Source organism: Aeromonas sp. D3, assembly GCF_027705025.1.
GTDB lineage: Bacteria > Pseudomonadota > Gammaproteobacteria > Enterobacterales > Aeromonadaceae > Aeromonas > Aeromonas salmonicida.
The window spans coordinates 13,012-28,198 of sequence record NZ_JAPDBE010000020.1; the positions used below are offsets into that span (position 1 = coordinate 13,012).

The following is a 15,187-nucleotide window of genomic DNA, read 5'->3' on the forward strand; positions in this document are numbered from 1 at the left end:
GGGGCTCACATTGATTTTTTTGTCATTTATGTGAGCAAACGCCATGGCCGGGGACGGGTGTTAACCAAATAGCAACATGGCGAGAAGAGGCAGGGGCTAAGACAAGGATGGGTGGCTGGCGTTTTTTTGAACCGTCATCTGCCATGGCGGATGACGGTTCAAGGGGGAGGGGACAGGGGGCGGACTAGAAGGGATCGTTACTTTCGTCCTTGGTGGGCTCCAGACTCCAGCCGGTGGCATCCGCACTGTTGGCGATCTGGCCTTTCTCTTTCCACAGCTTGATCTTGAGGCGCAGGTTGTTGGCCGAGTCGGCGTTTTTCACCGCTTCTTCCTCCTCTATCACCCCTTCCACCACCAGATCGAACAGGGCGCTGTCGAAGGTGACCATACCGAGCGCTCTGGATTTTTCCATCACCTCTTTCAGGCTGCCAAATTCGCCGCGTTTGATCATGTCGCGGATGGTGTGGGTGCCCAGCATGATCTCCACCGCCGCCCGGCGGCCACCGTCTGTGGTTTTCACCAGTCGCTGGGAGACAAAGGCCTTGAGGTTGTTGCCAAGATCGTTGAGCAGCTGGGGACGGCGCTCCTCGGGGAAGAAGTTGATGATGCGATCCAGCGCCTGGTTGGCGTTGTTGGCGTGCAGGGTGGAGATGGCCAGATGCCCGGTTTCGGAGAAGGCAAGAGCATGCTCCATGGTCTCGCGATCGCGAATTTCACCGATGAGGATCACATCCGGTGCCTGGCGCAGGGTGTTCTTGAGCGCGGCGTGGAAGCTGCGGGTATCTACCCCCACCTCCCGCTGGTTGATGATGCTCTTGCGGTGACGATGGACGAATTCCACCGGATCCTCGATGGTGATGATGTGGCCGCCGCTGTTGCGGTTGCGATGGTCGATGAGGGCCGCGAGCGAGGTGGATTTGCCCGAGCCTGTTCCGCCCACAAACAGCACCAGACCCCGTTTCTCCATGATGGTGTCGAGCAGCACGGGGGGCAGTTTGAGATCTTCAAAGCGGGGGATCTCTGTCTTGATGTTGCGGGCCACCAGGGAGACTTCATTGCGCTGCTTGAAGATGTTGATCCGAAAACGCCCTATCTGGGGCAGGGAGATGGCGAGGTTCATCTCCAGCTCCCGCTCGAACTGCTGCTTCTGCTCGCCATCCATGATGTCGGCGGCGATCTTGGCTACTTCCCCCGGTTCGAGCGACGTCTCGGACAGGGGGCGCAGCCCACCGTTGAACTTGGCACAGGGAGGGGCGCCGGTCGACAGATAGAGGTCTGAGCCGTCCTGCTTGGCCAGGATCTGTAGCATGTCTCGCAATTCCATGGTTTTGCCTCGTCTATCAAGGAGATGCCGTTACGTGGGATGTTATTGAGTGTACAGCCTCAGGCACCGGTGAGTTTCTCGCGAAACACAAAAAACACCGCACCCATGATGCAGAGGCCGGCCCAGAGGTAATCCCACTTCAGATCCTCTTTCAGATAGAAGACCGAGAAGGGGACAAACACGGTAAGGGTGATCACCTCTTGCAGTATCTTGAGCTGGCCAACGCTCATCACTGTATGGCCGATACGGTTGGCGGGCACTTGCAACAGGTATTCGAACAGGGCTATGCCCCAGCTCACCAGGGCGGCGATGATCCAGGGTTTGTGGTTCATGCTCTTGAGGTGGGCATACCAGGCGAAAGTCATGAAGACGTTGCTGCACAAGAGCAGACCGATACTGGCGAAAATCGGGTTCATTGGGTTCTCCTTGAAAGTCCGGCGCATTTTATCCCTGAACCCCGGGTTTCCATAAGTGGCACGGCAGGGTATTTTTAACCCATCAAGGGTGGGTGACACAGGGATCAGTGGATGGGGAAGAGAGGCTGGGGAGTGTTTGGTCTGCTGCTGGCCTGCCAGGCACAGGGTGCCCTAACCCTGACTGTGGCCACCGATGTCTGGCCACCGTTTCGAGTCTTGCAACCGGATGGGCAGTTTCGCGGGTTGGACATGGATATTCTGCAGCGGCTGCAGAGCCGTAGCGGCATACAGTTCGAGGTGAAGCGGGTCCCCTGGGGACGGGCCCTCAAGCAGATGCAGACCGGTCAGGTTGACCTCATGATAGGGGTGGCGATGACGCCGGACAGGGCACAGTTCATCGATTATCTGCAACCTGCCTACTACCAGTGCCACACGTCTTTTTATGGCAAACCGGCCGTGGTGTCATCCCTTAACACCTATGCCGATCTGCAGGGGCGCAAGGTCGGTCATGTGCTCAACTCCACCTACTTCGAGCCGTTTGATTCGGACAGCCGGCTCGACAAGCACGGCGTCCCCACCGAGGATCAACTGCTGCGCATGGTGCAGCGGGGCCATTTATCGCTGATGATAGGCACGGATTGCCAGGTGGATTATGCCCTGAGCCAGCAAAATGAGGCCGGGCTTATCAAGGCGGCCTATCTGCCACCCAAGCCGGTCATGCTCTATCTGGGCATGAGCAAGCGCTCCCCTCACCACGCCCTGCGGCAGCCGCTGGCGCTGGCGTTGCAGGAGATGGTGGCGAGCGGCGAGATAGGTGCCCTTGCCAAACCTTACCAGCCTTGACCTTGGGTGGTAACGCACTGTTATCATGCGCTTTTCATCCTTGTGCGCCGGGCTGGTCAATACAGCATCGGCGCCGGGCCTTGTACACGTTCGGGGAGCTTCTGTGTATCTCTCTTTGCTCGCCGGCCAGCAACGCTGGCAGCGGGGCTGGTTGTTTTGCCTGACGCTGCTGACCCTGCTGCTCTTTTTCTTCTCCCTTATCTGGGGCGAATTCATGCTGCTGCCCTGGCAGCCCATGGGCGATCTTGAACAACGCATCCTGCTGGAATTGCGGTTGCCCCGTGCCTTGCTGGCCCTGCTGGCGGGGGCGGCGCTCGCTTGCGGCGGCGCCGTGCTGCAGGTGATGCTGCACAACCCGGTGGCCGAACCCGGCCTGCTTGGCGTGTCGAGCGGCGCTGGCCTCGCCGCCATGGTGGCGATGGCCGTGGCCAAGTCCCTCGGTATCTATCTGCCGGGCTGGGGCTTGTCGCTGGCAGCGTTTGGTGGCGCCCTTGCGGTGACCATGCTGCTTATTCGGCTGGCGCGTCGGGCCAGGCTCGGCCATACCCGTCTGCTGCTGTTCGGGGTCGCCATCGGCATCCTCACCAATGCGGCCATGACCTGGTTGATGTACTTTGCCGATGACGGCTCTCTGCGCGAATACATGTTCTGGATGATGGGCAGCCTCTCCTATGGCAGCCAGCAACTGGCCTGGTGGTGGCTGGTGTTGCCGCTGACGCTCGGCTGGCTTTGCTGGCAGGGCAGGGCCTTGCAGCAACTGCTGCTGGGGGAGACCCAGGCCCGTCTGATGGGACTGGACGTGGACAGGATGCGGGTGCGACTAGTGCTGGCGGTCTGTCTGCTCACCGGCATTGCCGTGTCGCTATGCGGTGTCATCGGCTTTGTCGGCCTGGTGGTGCCCCATCTGCTGCGTCTGTGTGGCGGCAGCGATCAACGCTTCCTGTTGCCCGCTTCGGCGCTGGGGGGCGGTGCCCTGCTGCTGGGGGCCGATCTGGTTGCACGCTCTGCATTAAGCGCCGGTGAGCTGCCCATCGGTGTGATCACCGCCTCGGTCGGCGCCCCGCTCTTCATCTATCTGCTGCTGAGGCAAGATGCCAATGCTACCGCATAAATACCGGCCCGAATGCCGACATGCTCAAGTTGTCTACCTGCTGTTGAGGCAAGATGCCGATGCTGCCCGCTGATCCCTCTTCGCTTGAGTCAGCCTCCCTGATCGAGGCGCGGGCCCTTGCGATCCCGGAGCGACTGGCTGCGCTGGATCTCGATTGGCAGGGGGGTCAGCTGGTGGCCCTGCTCGGCCCCAACGGCAGCGGCAAATCCACCCTGCTTGGCGCCCTGGCCGGTATTTTGCCCGCCGCGGGCACAGTGCGGCTTGGCGGGGTGGCGATCCGCGAGCTGAGCTGGCCGGAGCTGGCCCAGCGCCGCGCCATGCTGCCCCAGCGCCAGCCCCAGCTGTTTCATATTCCTGTGTTTCAGGTGTTGGCCATAGGGCTGGATGAGCGGGTGCAGGTCAGGCAACCGGGCGATGTGAAGCAGGCCCAGAGCGATGCCGTCGACGCCCTGTGCGATGCACTGGAGCTGAGCTCGCTACTGGCACGGGACTTCAGTCGCCTCTCCGGCGGGGAGCAACAGCGGGTGCTGATTGCCCGTACCCTGCTGCAGGTGTGGCCCGGCCTCAATCCGGCGGGGCGAGTCTTGCTGCTGGACGAACCGCTGGCGGGGCTGGATCTGCACCATCAGCTGGCACTGTTGCGGCTGCTGGAATCGTTGACACGGCAGGGGCTGCTGGTGGTGCTCGCCATCCACGACATCAATCTGGCCATCGACTGGGCGGATCGGATCCTCTGTCTGCAACAGGGGCGCGTGGTGAGCGAGGGGGGCGTCGATGTCATCGACGAAGCCTTGCTGGAGCGGGTATTCCAAATCAAGACCGACCGCATTGAGGTGGCCGGTCGGGTCTGGTTTATGCCCAGTTTGTAAGCGGGGTATAGAGGAAAGAGTGCGCGTGTAGGGTCGATTAGCGAAGCGTAACCGACCGACTGCAAGAAGAAGGGGCCGGTATCAACAATACCGGCCCCTTTGGTTTTATTCGCAGTTCAAGCCTGTTTGCTCAGGCGTACCTGGGCGGCCTCTGCCAGCATGGCCAGCAGGGTTTCGGTGTCGCTCCACGACAGGCAGGCATCCGTGATGCTCTGGCCGAAGGTGGCGGCGCAGCCGTTCTCCACATCCTGACGACCTTCCACCAGGAAGCTCTCGGCCATGATGCCGGCGATGCCGGTACGGCCGCGGCGCAGCTGATCGCAGATGTCCTGGGCCACCAGCAGCTGACGGCGGTGATCCTTCATGCTGTTGCCGTGGCTGAAATCCACCACCAGACGCTCCGGCAGGCCCACGTCGGCCAGGGCTTCGCACGCCTCGTCGATGCTGGCGGTATCGTAGTTGGGTCTGTGGCCGCCACGCAAGATCACGTGGCCATAGGGGTTGCCGGCGGTACGGTAGATGGTCATCTTGCCGTCCTTGTCCGGGGAATAGAAGATGTGGCTGTGGCGGGCGGCGCGCACCGCATCGATGGCGATGCGGGTGTTGCCGTCGGTGCCGTTCTTGAAGCCGACCGGACAGGAGAGGGCGGAGGCCATCTCGCGGTGTACCTGGGATTCGGTGGTACGTGCGCCTATGGCACCCCAGGTGATGAGGTCGCTGATGTACTGACCGGTCACCATATCGAGAAACTCGGTGGCGGTGGGCATGCCGATCTCGTTAATGTCGACCAGCAGCTTGCGGGCCAGTTTCAGCCCTTCGTTGACATCGAAACTGCCATCGAGGCGCGGATCATTGATGAGTCCCTTCCAGCCGACGATAGTGCGCGGCTTCTCGAAGTAGGTGCGCATCACGATGCAGAGGCTCTCTTTGTACTGCTCGCGCAGGGCATTGAGGCGACGGGCATACTCGTGGGCGGCGGCCGGATCATGGATGGAGCAGGGGCCGACGATGACCAGCAGGCGCTGATCCTCACCGGCCAGAATAGCTTCCACTTCGCGGCGGGCATCCAGCAGGTTCTGGGCAACGGTGTCGTTTAACGGGAAGGCGTGCGCGAGCTCGCTTGGAGTGATCAGGGACTCCAGGCGACGGGTGCGCAATTCATCGGTGTGAATGGACATACGACTCAATTCTCGAGTGGGTGGCGTGGGCTGTAGCGTTGACCGCGTGCCGAAAATGCAAGGGGATAAAATAAAGCAAAATGCCCCTGATGGAAACCTCGAGGGGCTCTGATAGGATGTGAACCCCAAAACGACGCCAAATGAGGTAGATAGCGTGGCAAAGCCAGGAGCAACCGGGGTTACCCGCATCATCAACGCAACCGGTTACAGCATGAAGGGGCTCAAGTCAGCCTGGGTCAACGAGGCGGCTTTCCGACAGGAGCTGATGTTGATCCTGCTGCTGATGCCGTTGGCCTTCTGGCTCGGGGATTCCCTCAACCAGATCCTGCTGCTGGTGGCCATCAGCTGGCTGGTGGTGATCGTCGAGGTACTCAACTCCGCCATCGAGGCAGTGGTAGACAGGGTGGGCTCGGAGCATCACGAGCTGTCGGGCCGCGCCAAGGATCTTGGCTCCGCCGCCGTCTTTATCGCCCTGGCGCTCAACGCCCTGGTGTGGGGCGCTCTGGTAGGGCGCAACCTGCTCGGCTGGTGGTAGGTTGCGACAGCAACCTTTCTCGTGATTGAGACAGGGGCGTCCGATCACGCTGTGCCAATCGACCCGACGCTCTTTGGTCACTGAACCACAGTACCCGGCCATAAAGAAACCCACCATTCGGCGGGTTTCTTGTTTACTGCGTTTTGTCGATTGGGTTAGTCGCTTGACGGCATAACCCGACGGCTCAATGCAGGATCCGCGCACGTATGGTGCCGTTGATCTCCTTGAGCTTGGCGAGTGCCTTCTCGCTGTGCTCTGTCTCCACGTCGATCACCACATAACCGATATGGCTGCTGGTCTGCAGGTACTGACCGGCGATGTTGATCCCCTCTTCGGCGAAGATCTGGTTGATCTTGTTCATGACGCCCGGCTGGTTGCGGTGAATGTGCAGCAGGCGGCTGGAGCCCTTGTGACCCGGCAGCGAGACTTCCGGGAAGTTGACGGCGGAGAGGGTGGAGCCGTTGTCAGAATACTTGACCAGCTTGTTGGCCACTTCCAGACCAATGTTCTCCTGGGCTTCCTGAGTGGTGCCACCGATATGGGGGGTGAGGATCACGTTGTCCAACCCGCGCAGCGGGCTCAGGAACTCTTCGTCGTTGGACTTGGGCTCAACCGGGAAGACGTCGATGGCGGCACCGGAGACATGACCGCTCTTGATGACGTCGGCCAGGGCATCGATATCCACTACTGTACCGCGGGCGGCGTTGATGAAGATGGCGCCCGGTTTCATCATGCGCAGCTGCTCGGCGCCGATCATGTTCTTGGTGGAGGCGGTCTCCGGCACGTGCAGGCTGATGACATCGGACATGTTGAGCAGTTCGACCATGCTCGGCACCTGGATGGCGTTGCCCAGGGAGAGCTTGTTCTCGATGTCGTAGTAGTAGACCTTCATGCCGATGCTCTCGGCTATGATGCCAAGCTGGGTACCGATATGGCCGTAGCCTATGATGCCGAGCTTCTTGCCACGGGCTTCCACCGAGCGATTGGCCAGTTTTTCCCACACGCCGCGATGGCACTTGGCGTTTTTCTCCGGGATGCCGCGCAGCAGCAGCAGTATCTCGCCCAGCACCAGCTCTGCGACTGAACGGGTATTGGAGAAGGGGGCGTTGAAGACGGGGATGCCACGCAGGTGGGCGGCGTCGAGGTCAACCTGGTTGGTGCCGATGCAGAAGCAGCCGATGGCGACCAGCTTGCTTGCGGCATCCAGCACCTTTTCGGTGAGCTGGGTGCGCGAGCGCAGGCCCACGAAATGCACATCACGAATGCGCTCGATCAGATCCTCTTCCGACAGGGAGGTCTTGAGGTACTCCACGCTGGTATAACCTGCGGCACGAAAGGTCTCTACCGTGTTGGGATGCACTCCCTCCAGCAGCAGTACCTTGATCTTATCCTTGTCCAGCGAAAACTTGGCAGTCATGACGATCCCTCTATGTATGCAAAGAATGAGTGCAGATATGGTGTGTGAAGAAAACCGTAAAGTAGCAAAAACGATTGTGAGAGGGAATATTTGTGACGAAAGTCAAATTCTTTGAAGTTTTCAACGATAGTTGTAAACCACAGTTTGCAACTCATTGAGTGATAAATGAAAACGGCGCCATCAGGCGCCGTCGTCGATTTGCAGAGCAATGATGTTGCCGAGGCGGCCTTATTGGGTGATTACCCCGTCAGGTGTGCCGATCAGTACCACGTCCGCGCCACGGTGGGCAAACAGACCGTTGGTGACCACGCCCACTATGCCATTGAGCTTTACTTCCAGTGCCTTGGCATCCTTGATGGCCATGCCCTTGACGTCCAGTATGATGTTGCCGTTGTCGGTGACCACACCTTCGCGCCACTCGGGGTGACCACCCAGTTTGCGGATCTCGCGGGCCACGTATTCACGGGCCATGGGGATCACCTCTACCGGCAGCGGGAACTGGCCCAGCACGTCCACGGTTTTGGTGTTGTCGATGATGCAGATGAACTTGTCAGCTACGGCCGCCACTATCTTCTCGCGGGTCAGGGCCGCGCCACCGCCCTTGATCATGTCGCGGGTGGCATTGATCTCGTCGGCGCCATCCACGTAGACGGAGAGGGCATCGATGTCGTTGAGGTCATACACATTGATGCCCAAGGCTTTGAGGCGCTCGGTGGAGGCGATTGAGCTGGATACCGCCCCTTCAATCTGGTCCTTCATGGTCGCCAGCGCATCGATAAAGTGGTTGACGGTAGAGCCTGTGCCTACCCCGACTATGGTACCGGGCACCACGTATTTGAGCGCAGCCCAACCAGCCGCCTTCTTCATTTCATCTTGAGTCATGATCGATCCTCTGGGAAAAAGCGGGCGCATTATATCCAAGCATCCCCCCCAGAGCGACTACAGAGGTCACGTTCCGGTCCAAAAACCCCCAAGATGTAAATCGTTTGCCTGTTTATTGAGCCCTCTGGGTGGCATCTGGCGTGGCGGGCACGAAAAGGGGGCTGTACTAAGAGGGGGGATGGCAAAAAACAGAGACGGCAGCACAGCCAACGAGGGCACTCACAGGCAGTCGGCACAGGCCGGCTGCCTGTGAGGTCATGCAAATTGCCAGCAGCGGCTTGGAGTGATGATCTGCGGCAGCGGCACGTCCCACTGCTCCTGTGGCACGGCATCCACCTGTTGGCAGTCATGGGCGAGACCCAGTGGCTTGGGGCCCAGCTTGTGTTCGTGCCAGCAGGCGAGGGTGCGATCGTAATAGCCGCCCCCCATACCGAGCCGGTTGCCCTCGGCATCGAATGCCACCAGCGGGGTACAGATAAGGTCCAGGGTGCTATGGGGCACTACCTGGGACATATCCAGCTCAGGCTCGGCGATGCCGTAGCGATTGCGGGTCATGGGGCTGGTGGCTGTGTAGCGCAAGAAGAGCAGGTGACCCGGGGTGAAGGGGTGCAGCACCGGCAGATAGACCTCTTTTTGCTGGGCCCAGAGCCAGTGAATGGCGGGCAGGGGGTTGAGTTCGCCATCGTTGGCCAGGTAGAGGGCAATGCGTCTGGCTGCCAGGATCTCGCTGTGCTGCTTGAACTGGGCAACCAGCTGCTGGGCTGCCTCCTGTTGCTCGGCCTGGCTCAGGCTTTTTCTGCGCAGACGAATGAGCTGGCGCAGGGTTTGCCGCTCATGGGCTTGCTCGGGTTGGGTATCCGGCATGGGGGCTCCTGTATTGTGCACCTGGGTGAGCAGGGAGTTGGCCGCAAAGGCCTGGTTACCTTAACAAGGCCGGCGAGGGATGAACAGCGCGACAAGCCCGGCGGGGATGGGCTGCCAGGCCGGGTGCAATGCCCGGTCCGGCAGCCGTCCCGGTTATTTATCCGATGTCTTGCCCATCTGATGCTTGACGAATACAGCCACTATCGCAGCCAGTGCCAGGGCCATGGGATAGAAGCTCATGCTCACCACCGCCAGTGGCGACAATGCGAAGATGGAGCCCAGCAGCAGCGCCTGTGCGCCCCAGGGGATGAGTCCTTGTACCACGCAGGAGAAGATATCCAGCATGGAGGCGGCGCGGCGCGGGGTGACGCCGTGATGCTCCGCCAGCTCCCGCGCTACCTTGCTGGCCACTATGATGGCCACTGTGTTGTTGGCGGTGCAGAGGTTGGTCAAGCCCACCATGCCGGCGATGCCGAGTTCGGCCGCCTTCTCGTTCTGCTCACCATCGTGCTGGCGGGTAAAGCGGGCAATCAGGGCGCTGATGCGGGCGCTGATCCAGGCCAGCCCACCCTGGCGTTCCATCAGGGCGCCGAGACCACCGATCAGCATGGAGAGCAAAAAGATCTCCTGCATGCCGGTAAAGCCCTGATAGATATCCTTGCTGAACTGGCCCAGCGGGTAACCGCTGATCATGCCAACCGCGCCCGCGGCCACAATGCCAATTCCCAGCACCATGAAGACGTTCATGCCAGCGAGCGCCAGCACCAGGATCAACAGATAAGGCATCACCTTGAACAGGTCCGCGCTGGCGGTGGTGGCGGGAGCTTCTCCCACTGAACCCAGGGTCAGATAGAGCAGGATCACTGCGATGGCGGCAGGGGCCGCAATCTTGATGTTCTCGCGAAACTTGTCCTTCATCTCGCAGCCCTGGCTGCGGGTCGCCGCTATGGTGGTGTCCGAGATGATGGAGAGGTTATCGCCGAACATGGCGCCGGAGAGAATGGTGCCTGCCATCAGTACCGGATCGATACCGGCTGCCTGGGCCACGCCAAGAGCCACGGGGGCCACGGCACCGATCGTGCCCATGGAGGTGCCCATGGCGGTGGCAATAAACGCAGAGATGAGGAACAGACCCGGCAGCAGGAACCAGCCCGGGATCAGCGACAGACCGAGCGCGACGGTGGCATCGACGCCACCGGTGGCCTTGGCCACGGTGGCGAAGGCGCCAGCCAGCAGATAGATGATGCACATCGCCATTATGCTGCTGTCACCCACCCCCTTGAAGAAGGTTTCAAGGTTCTTGTTGAACCCCTCTTTCCCCAGCGTCAGTGCCAGCATGACGGCAGGCAGTGCAGCCACGGGGGCAGGCAGCTGGTAGAAGGCGAATTCCACCCCCTGCAGGGTCAGCCAGGTGCCGGTACCGATAAAGAGAGCAAGAAAGACCAGAAGAGGCAGCAGGGCTCTGGCGCTGGGTTGGGTCTGGATCATGTATTCCTCTGTGGTTGAACATGACCTCCCTGTCGTCACCAGCCCGGGTTGATGGGATGAGCGTGGCGGGCATCCTGCCGCTGTGGGGCGCCTACAGTAGTGAGTCGGGGGCATTCGGTCAAGATAGACGTCCAGACGGATAGGGTTTTCTGTCGGTCAATTCTGACATGATTGAAATATCAAAAGTATGTTCGGAAAAATTAATCAATGTTGTCAATTGTTCGGAGTTGTCTTGGGGCATGCTGGGCGCTTTTCACAGACATGTCATTTGGCGGACGGGGCTGACGGGCTGATGGTACTGAATATCCGGGTTATCTGCTTTTGGGGTAGGCCGCCGACGCCTTGCGCGTGCTGGGCATGGCACCCGCATCTGCAGGCAATGAGGCGGCCTTGATACTCGGTGAGGGCGGCGCTGTTACTGGGTCATTTTCTCCACGGCCTGAACGGCTGCAGCCAGGGCGCGCTTATCGAGAGTCAGGGCAATGTGACCAATATCCGGCACCAGAGTGACGGGCCATTGAATGCCGAGCGCTCTTAACTCGGGTGCCAGTTGGTCGGTTTTAAACGCCTCGTCATCGGTGCCTGCAATCACGGCGCAGGGGCGCTTTACATTGCGCAAATTCTGCCGGTAGTCGCGCTCTGGCTGGAAGTTCGAGGCGAGGTTGAAGGAGTAGGAGGGGGTCAGGAGTGCTTTCGCTTCTTCATTGAGCGCAAAGTTCAGCACCGTCAGATGGTTGAGTGCCGAGACATGCAGCCCGTTGAGGATGCTCAATGCGATCAGGCGAGGAAGGCCGACGCTCACCCAGCCACCACTGTTGGGTCGGTAGTTGGCGGCAGTGGGGCCCAGATACGGGGAGAGGAGCAGGTAGTTGTCAAACAGGGTTTGCCGTGAGCCACCGGCGACGCGCAGCACAAAGCCACCCCCTGACGAGAAGCCTGCGAGGGTGGCGGGTTTGCTCGGAGCCACTGCTGCGGCGAAATCTTCCAGATCGTCTTCCAGTTGGCCTATGTAGGCTATCGTGCCTCTCTGGCCCGACTCGCCATGGCCGCGGATATCGAGGGTGTAGGCACCATAACCGGCTTGCGAGAAGGCGCTCGCCAGTATGTGCATGCTCTGGCTGCTGGCCGAGGAGCCATGAACCAGCACAACGCTACCCCTGACATCCTTGGCTGCGGGAGCATAGTGTCGGTAGGCGAGTTCGGCACCGTCACGGGCCTTGTATCTGGCGGGCGAGGGCAGGCCGCTCCAGTCAAGGGTTTTGAAGGGGTTGCTGATACTGGCCATCTCCGGCGCCGGGCCAGGCCCGCCAAACAGCAGCGCCGCCACAAGGGTGACAAGGCCGAGCGACAGCAGGCCCAGTACGCACAGCAATCCCGTATTCATATGTCTATCTCCTGGCGACAGCGGCGTGGGGTTGAACCTTGTGTCCATCAAGGGAAACCTATCAGATGGCGCCGTCTCTGCCAAACCCCAAACCGCCAGTCTGCGGGGTTGGAATGGCAAGGGGGGCATCAGCCATTTTGAGCGGTTCACCGTCGCGGCCGAACCGAAGAGGGTGTCTCACGGCTTTTCAAAGCCGGCGCAGGCTGGTAAAACGGTCTCTTTCCATAAAACAGATGAGAGGGTGGAGATGGACAATCCGATCCGTGTGGCCGTGATGGGCTGTAATGGTCGTATGGGCAAGGTGCTGCTGGAAGCCATCACCAACGCCGAGGGCGTGGTGATAGGGGCGGCGCTGGAGCGACCTGGCTCTGCCGTGATCGGGCTGGATGCCGGTGAGCTCAACGGTCTGGGCAAGCTGGGTGTGATGATCAGCGACAGCCTGGACAAGGTTCGGGATGAGTTTGATCTCATCATCGACTTCACCCGTCCCGAGGTGACCCTGGCCAACCTGGGCTTTGCCCTGGCCCACAACAAGCAGATGGTGATCGGCACCACAGGTTTTGATGACGCAGGCAAGGCGGCGCTGAAAGAGGCGGGCAAGCAGATCGGCATCGTCTTCGCCTCCAACTACTCGGTCGGCGTCAACCTGGTGTTCAAGCTGCTGGAGCAGGCCGCCAAGGTGATGGGGGATTACACCGACATCGAGATCATCGAAGGACATCACAGACACAAGGTGGATGCACCGTCCGGCACAGCGCTTTCCATGGGGGAAGTGGTGGCCAAAACCCTGGGCCGCGATCTCAAGGAGTGCGCCGTCTATGGCCGTGAAGGGATCACCGGCGAGCGGGATCGCAACACCATCGGCTTTGCCACCATTCGCGCCGGCGATCTGGTGGGGGAACACACCGTCATGTTTGCCGACATTGGCGAGCGGGTGGAGATCAGTCACAAGGCCTCCAGCCGCCTCACTTTCGCCAATGGCGCTGTGCGCGCGGGCAAGTGGCTTGGCCAGCAGGGTGCCGGTCTTTACGACATGCAGGATGTACTCAGTCTGAAATAAGCTGCCTGACGTTCTGGGTGTCATCGCTCCCCCTGCGAGGGGCACCCACTGCCTTGCCAAACCCCGGTTCGCCGGGGTTTTTCGTATTTTCTTGTATAAATGGTGATTACGCCGCGTTTTTTCATCCAAACCATTCAAACCACCTCTTTCTAGAACGGTGGCCTGGCCCCCTTCTGTCAAATGTCATCAAAGCGTAACGAGATTGGGCCTCTACCCCCCCTGCGGTCGCATTTTTTCACATGTCACAAAAAAGACTAAAAATTCAAAACAAGAAAAACGTTTTCTATTTTTGCAAGTCACTTATCTGTCATTAAATGACTCTTTTTATGGTTGGTTAGTTTTTTTTATAAATCACACTTGCTTGTTTTTAAAGGGTTAAATGTTGGTTTTTGTGCTTTGAATGGCACAAGGTGCCGCTTTTGTTGCGGGTTCTGGCTTTTCTTTTGCTGGAGGGGGTTGCAAAGCGATTGAGTGCATAGATAATGGGTAATGTTGCTTGTTTATTGAATTTAGATGCATTTAAAACGAGAAAAGACGTTGAAATGCGATCATTTTTAAGTAGAATGCGCCCAATTTGCCAGAAATCTGCCGGGTTTGAGCCCTGTTTCAAACAGCGTCCGGACCCGCAACACCCAGGTAAATTGCTGAATTTAAAGCTAAATAACTGGAGGTTGTCTTGAATCACACTGCATTGCTAGTGCTGGAAGATGGAACTGTGTTCAAAGGCGTGTCGATAGGCGCCGAGGGATGTTCCGTTGGTGAAGTGGTTTTCAATACGTCGATGACGGGCTATCAGGAAATCCTTACCGATCCCTCTTATTCCCGTCAGATAGTCACCCTCACTTACCCTCATATAGGCAACACCGGCACCAACAGCGAAGATGAAGAGTCCAGTCAAATCCATGCACAGGGATTGATCATCCGGGACCTTCCGATACTTGCCTCCAATTTCCGCAATCAGCAATCCCTCTCCGATTACCTCAAGTCTCACAACATCGTTGGCATCGCCGACATCGACACCCGCAAACTGACTCGCATTCTGCGCGAGAAAGGCGCCCAGGCTGGCTGCATCCTGACGGGCAAGCAAGTTGATGAGGCATATGCCCTCGAACAGGCCCGCGCCTTCCCCGGTTTGAAGGGGATGGACTTGGCCAAAGAGGTCACGGTTGGCGAGGCGTACAACTGGACCGAAGGTAGCTGGCAGCTCGGCAAGGGGCATGTCACCCCGGCGGCCGATGAACTCAAATACCACGTGGTAGCCTACGACTTTGGCGTCAAGCGCAACATTTTGCGGATGCTGGTGGATCGTGGCTGCCGTCTGACGGTGGTACCGGCCAAGACACCGGCCGCCGAGGTGCTGGCGATGAACCCCGATGGCATCTTCCTCTCCAACGGCCCCGGTGACCCCGAGCCGTGTGACTATGCCATCGAGGCCATCAAGGCTTTTCTCAACACCAACACGCCGGTATTTGGCATCTGCCTGGGTCACCAGCTGCTGGGTCTGGCCTCCGGCGCCAAGACCATCAAGATGAAGTTCGGCCATCACGGCGCCAACCATCCGGTGAAGAGCCTGGATGACAACACAGTGATGATCACCGCCCAGAACCACGGCTTTGCAGTGGACGAGAGCTCACTGCCGGATTGCCTGCGCCCCACCCATGTCTCTCTGTTTGACGGGTCCTTGCAAGGCATCCACCGCACCGACCGTCCGGCCTTCAGCTTCCAGGGTCACCCAGAAGCGAGCCCGGGCCCGCACGACTGTGCCGGTCTGTTCGACCACTTTATTGAATTGATCAAGCAGTATCGCGCTTAAGAG

At 59.4% G+C, this 15,187-nt stretch carries 14 protein-coding genes; 6 read left to right on the forward strand and 8 right to left on the reverse strand.

The genetic code is table 11. From position 1 onward, the window contains the following. Positions 1-184: 184 nt before the first annotated feature. Positions 185-1,324, reverse strand: coding sequence for a type IVa pilus ATPase TapW (gene tapW / locus OKC28_RS12890; protein WP_011898593.1), 1,140 nt, complete (start codon positions 1,322-1,324; stop codon positions 185-187). A gap of 59 nt (positions 1,325-1,383) precedes the next feature. Then, complete coding sequence (locus OKC28_RS12895) at positions 1,384-1,740, reverse strand: DMT family protein (RefSeq protein WP_005314602.1); 357 nt, start codon at positions 1,738-1,740, stop codon at positions 1,384-1,386. 111 nt (positions 1,741-1,851) lie between these two features. Between OKC28_RS12895 and OKC28_RS12900 the strand changes: the two genes are divergently transcribed. The 3 genes from OKC28_RS12900 to OKC28_RS12910 all read left to right on the forward strand — a co-directional run bounded on the left by OKC28_RS12900 (position 1,852) and on the right by OKC28_RS12910 (position 4,563). Continuing rightward, positions 1,852-2,583, forward strand: a complete 732-nt coding sequence (locus OKC28_RS12900; protein WP_270689555.1) for a substrate-binding periplasmic protein — start codon at positions 1,852-1,854, stop codon at positions 2,581-2,583. 103 nt (positions 2,584-2,686) lie between these two features. Continuing rightward, positions 2,687-3,694, forward strand: coding sequence for a vitamin B12 ABC transporter permease BtuC (gene btuC / locus OKC28_RS12905; RefSeq protein ID WP_270689557.1), 1,008 nt, complete (start codon positions 2,687-2,689; stop codon positions 3,692-3,694). 59 nt (positions 3,695-3,753) lie between these two features. Further along, positions 3,754-4,563, forward strand: a complete 810-nt coding sequence (locus tag OKC28_RS12910) for an ATP-binding cassette domain-containing protein (RefSeq protein WP_270689624.1) — start codon at positions 3,754-3,756, stop codon at positions 4,561-4,563. 116 nt (positions 4,564-4,679) lie between these two features. On the opposite strand, the gene OKC28_RS12915 is transcribed toward OKC28_RS12910, so the two are convergent. Continuing rightward, complete coding sequence (locus tag OKC28_RS12915) at positions 4,680-5,741, reverse strand: 3-deoxy-7-phosphoheptulonate synthase (protein ID WP_059113201.1); 1,062 nt, start codon at positions 5,739-5,741, stop codon at positions 4,680-4,682. 154 nt (positions 5,742-5,895) lie between these two features. Between OKC28_RS12915 and OKC28_RS12920 the strand changes: the two genes are divergently transcribed. Continuing rightward, the gene (locus OKC28_RS12920; protein ID WP_005314618.1) at positions 5,896-6,276 is read left to right on the forward strand and encodes a diacylglycerol kinase; all 381 of its coding nucleotides are present in this window, start codon (positions 5,896-5,898) and stop codon (positions 6,274-6,276) included. Positions 6,277-6,460: 184 nt separating this feature from the next. On the opposite strand, the gene serA is transcribed toward OKC28_RS12920, so the two are convergent. From serA to OKC28_RS12945, 5 genes are all read right to left on the reverse strand, one after another. Further along, the gene (serA, locus tag OKC28_RS12925) at positions 6,461-7,693 is read right to left on the reverse strand and encodes a phosphoglycerate dehydrogenase (RefSeq protein ID WP_111587642.1); all 1,233 of its coding nucleotides are present in this window, start codon (positions 7,691-7,693) and stop codon (positions 6,461-6,463) included. Positions 7,694-7,921: 228 nt separating this feature from the next. Then, positions 7,922-8,575 (reverse strand): ribose-5-phosphate isomerase RpiA, encoded by a 654-nt coding sequence (gene rpiA, locus OKC28_RS12930; RefSeq protein WP_021140144.1) that lies wholly within the window; start codon positions 8,573-8,575, stop codon positions 7,922-7,924. Positions 8,576-8,830: 255 nt separating this feature from the next. Then, on the reverse strand, positions 8,831-9,439 hold the full coding sequence (locus OKC28_RS12935) for a 5-formyltetrahydrofolate cyclo-ligase (RefSeq protein ID WP_005314624.1): 609 nt from the start codon (positions 9,437-9,439) through the stop codon (positions 8,831-8,833). 153 nt (positions 9,440-9,592) lie between these two features. Continuing rightward, on the reverse strand, positions 9,593-10,927 hold the full coding sequence (locus OKC28_RS12940) for a Na+/H+ antiporter NhaC family protein (protein ID WP_270689563.1): 1,335 nt from the start codon (positions 10,925-10,927) through the stop codon (positions 9,593-9,595). A 415-nt stretch (positions 10,928-11,342) separates the two neighbouring features. Continuing rightward, positions 11,343-12,311 (reverse strand): alpha/beta hydrolase, encoded by a 969-nt coding sequence (locus OKC28_RS12945; RefSeq protein ID WP_270689564.1) that lies wholly within the window; start codon positions 12,309-12,311, stop codon positions 11,343-11,345. Between the two features lie 247 nt (positions 12,312-12,558). Here OKC28_RS12945 and dapB point away from each other — a divergent pair, with 247 nt between their 5' ends. Beyond that, positions 12,559-13,371 carry a 4-hydroxy-tetrahydrodipicolinate reductase gene (gene dapB, locus OKC28_RS12950; protein WP_256684292.1) on the forward strand — a complete coding sequence of 271 codons (813 nt, stop codon included), beginning with the start codon at positions 12,559-12,561 and terminating at the stop codon, positions 13,369-13,371. 676 nt (positions 13,372-14,047) lie between these two features. Next, on the forward strand, positions 14,048-15,184 hold the full coding sequence (gene carA / locus OKC28_RS12955; RefSeq protein WP_219615506.1) for a glutamine-hydrolyzing carbamoyl-phosphate synthase small subunit: 1,137 nt from the start codon (positions 14,048-14,050) through the stop codon (positions 15,182-15,184). The last annotated feature ends 3 nt before the right edge of the window (positions 15,185-15,187 follow it).

Excerpts from the sequence above, each read along its gene's own strand:
- OKC28_RS12895 (WP_005314602.1), bottom strand. The coding sequence starts at position 1,740 with ATGAACCCGATTTTCGCCAGTATCGGTCTGCTCTTGTGCAGCAACGTC.
- OKC28_RS12945 (WP_270689564.1), bottom strand. The coding sequence starts at position 12,311 with ATGAATACGGGATTGCTGTGCGTACTGGGCCTGCTGTCGCTCGGCCTT.
- OKC28_RS12940 (WP_270689563.1), bottom strand. The coding sequence starts at position 10,927 with ATGATCCAGACCCAACCCAGCGCCAGAGCCCTGCTGCCTCTTCTGGTC.
- OKC28_RS12910 (WP_270689624.1), top strand. The coding sequence starts at position 3,754 with ATGCTGCCCGCTGATCCCTCTTCGCTTGAGTCAGCCTCCCTGATCGAG.
- OKC28_RS12935 (WP_005314624.1), bottom strand. The coding sequence starts at position 9,439 with ATGCCGGATACCCAACCCGAGCAAGCCCATGAGCGGCAAACCCTGCGC.
- rpiA (WP_021140144.1), bottom strand. The coding sequence starts at position 8,575 with ATGACTCAAGATGAAATGAAGAAGGCGGCTGGTTGGGCTGCGCTCAAA.
- dapB (WP_256684292.1), top strand. The coding sequence starts at position 12,559 with ATGGACAATCCGATCCGTGTGGCCGTGATGGGCTGTAATGGTCGTATG.
- tapW (WP_011898593.1), bottom strand. The coding sequence starts at position 1,324 with ATGGAATTGCGAGACATGCTACAGATCCTGGCCAAGCAGGACGGCTCA.
- OKC28_RS12900 (WP_270689555.1), top strand. The coding sequence starts at position 1,852 with ATGGGGAAGAGAGGCTGGGGAGTGTTTGGTCTGCTGCTGGCCTGCCAG.
- OKC28_RS12915 (WP_059113201.1), bottom strand. The coding sequence starts at position 5,741 with ATGTCCATTCACACCGATGAATTGCGCACCCGTCGCCTGGAGTCCCTG.
- serA (WP_111587642.1), bottom strand. The coding sequence starts at position 7,693 with ATGACTGCCAAGTTTTCGCTGGACAAGGATAAGATCAAGGTACTGCTG.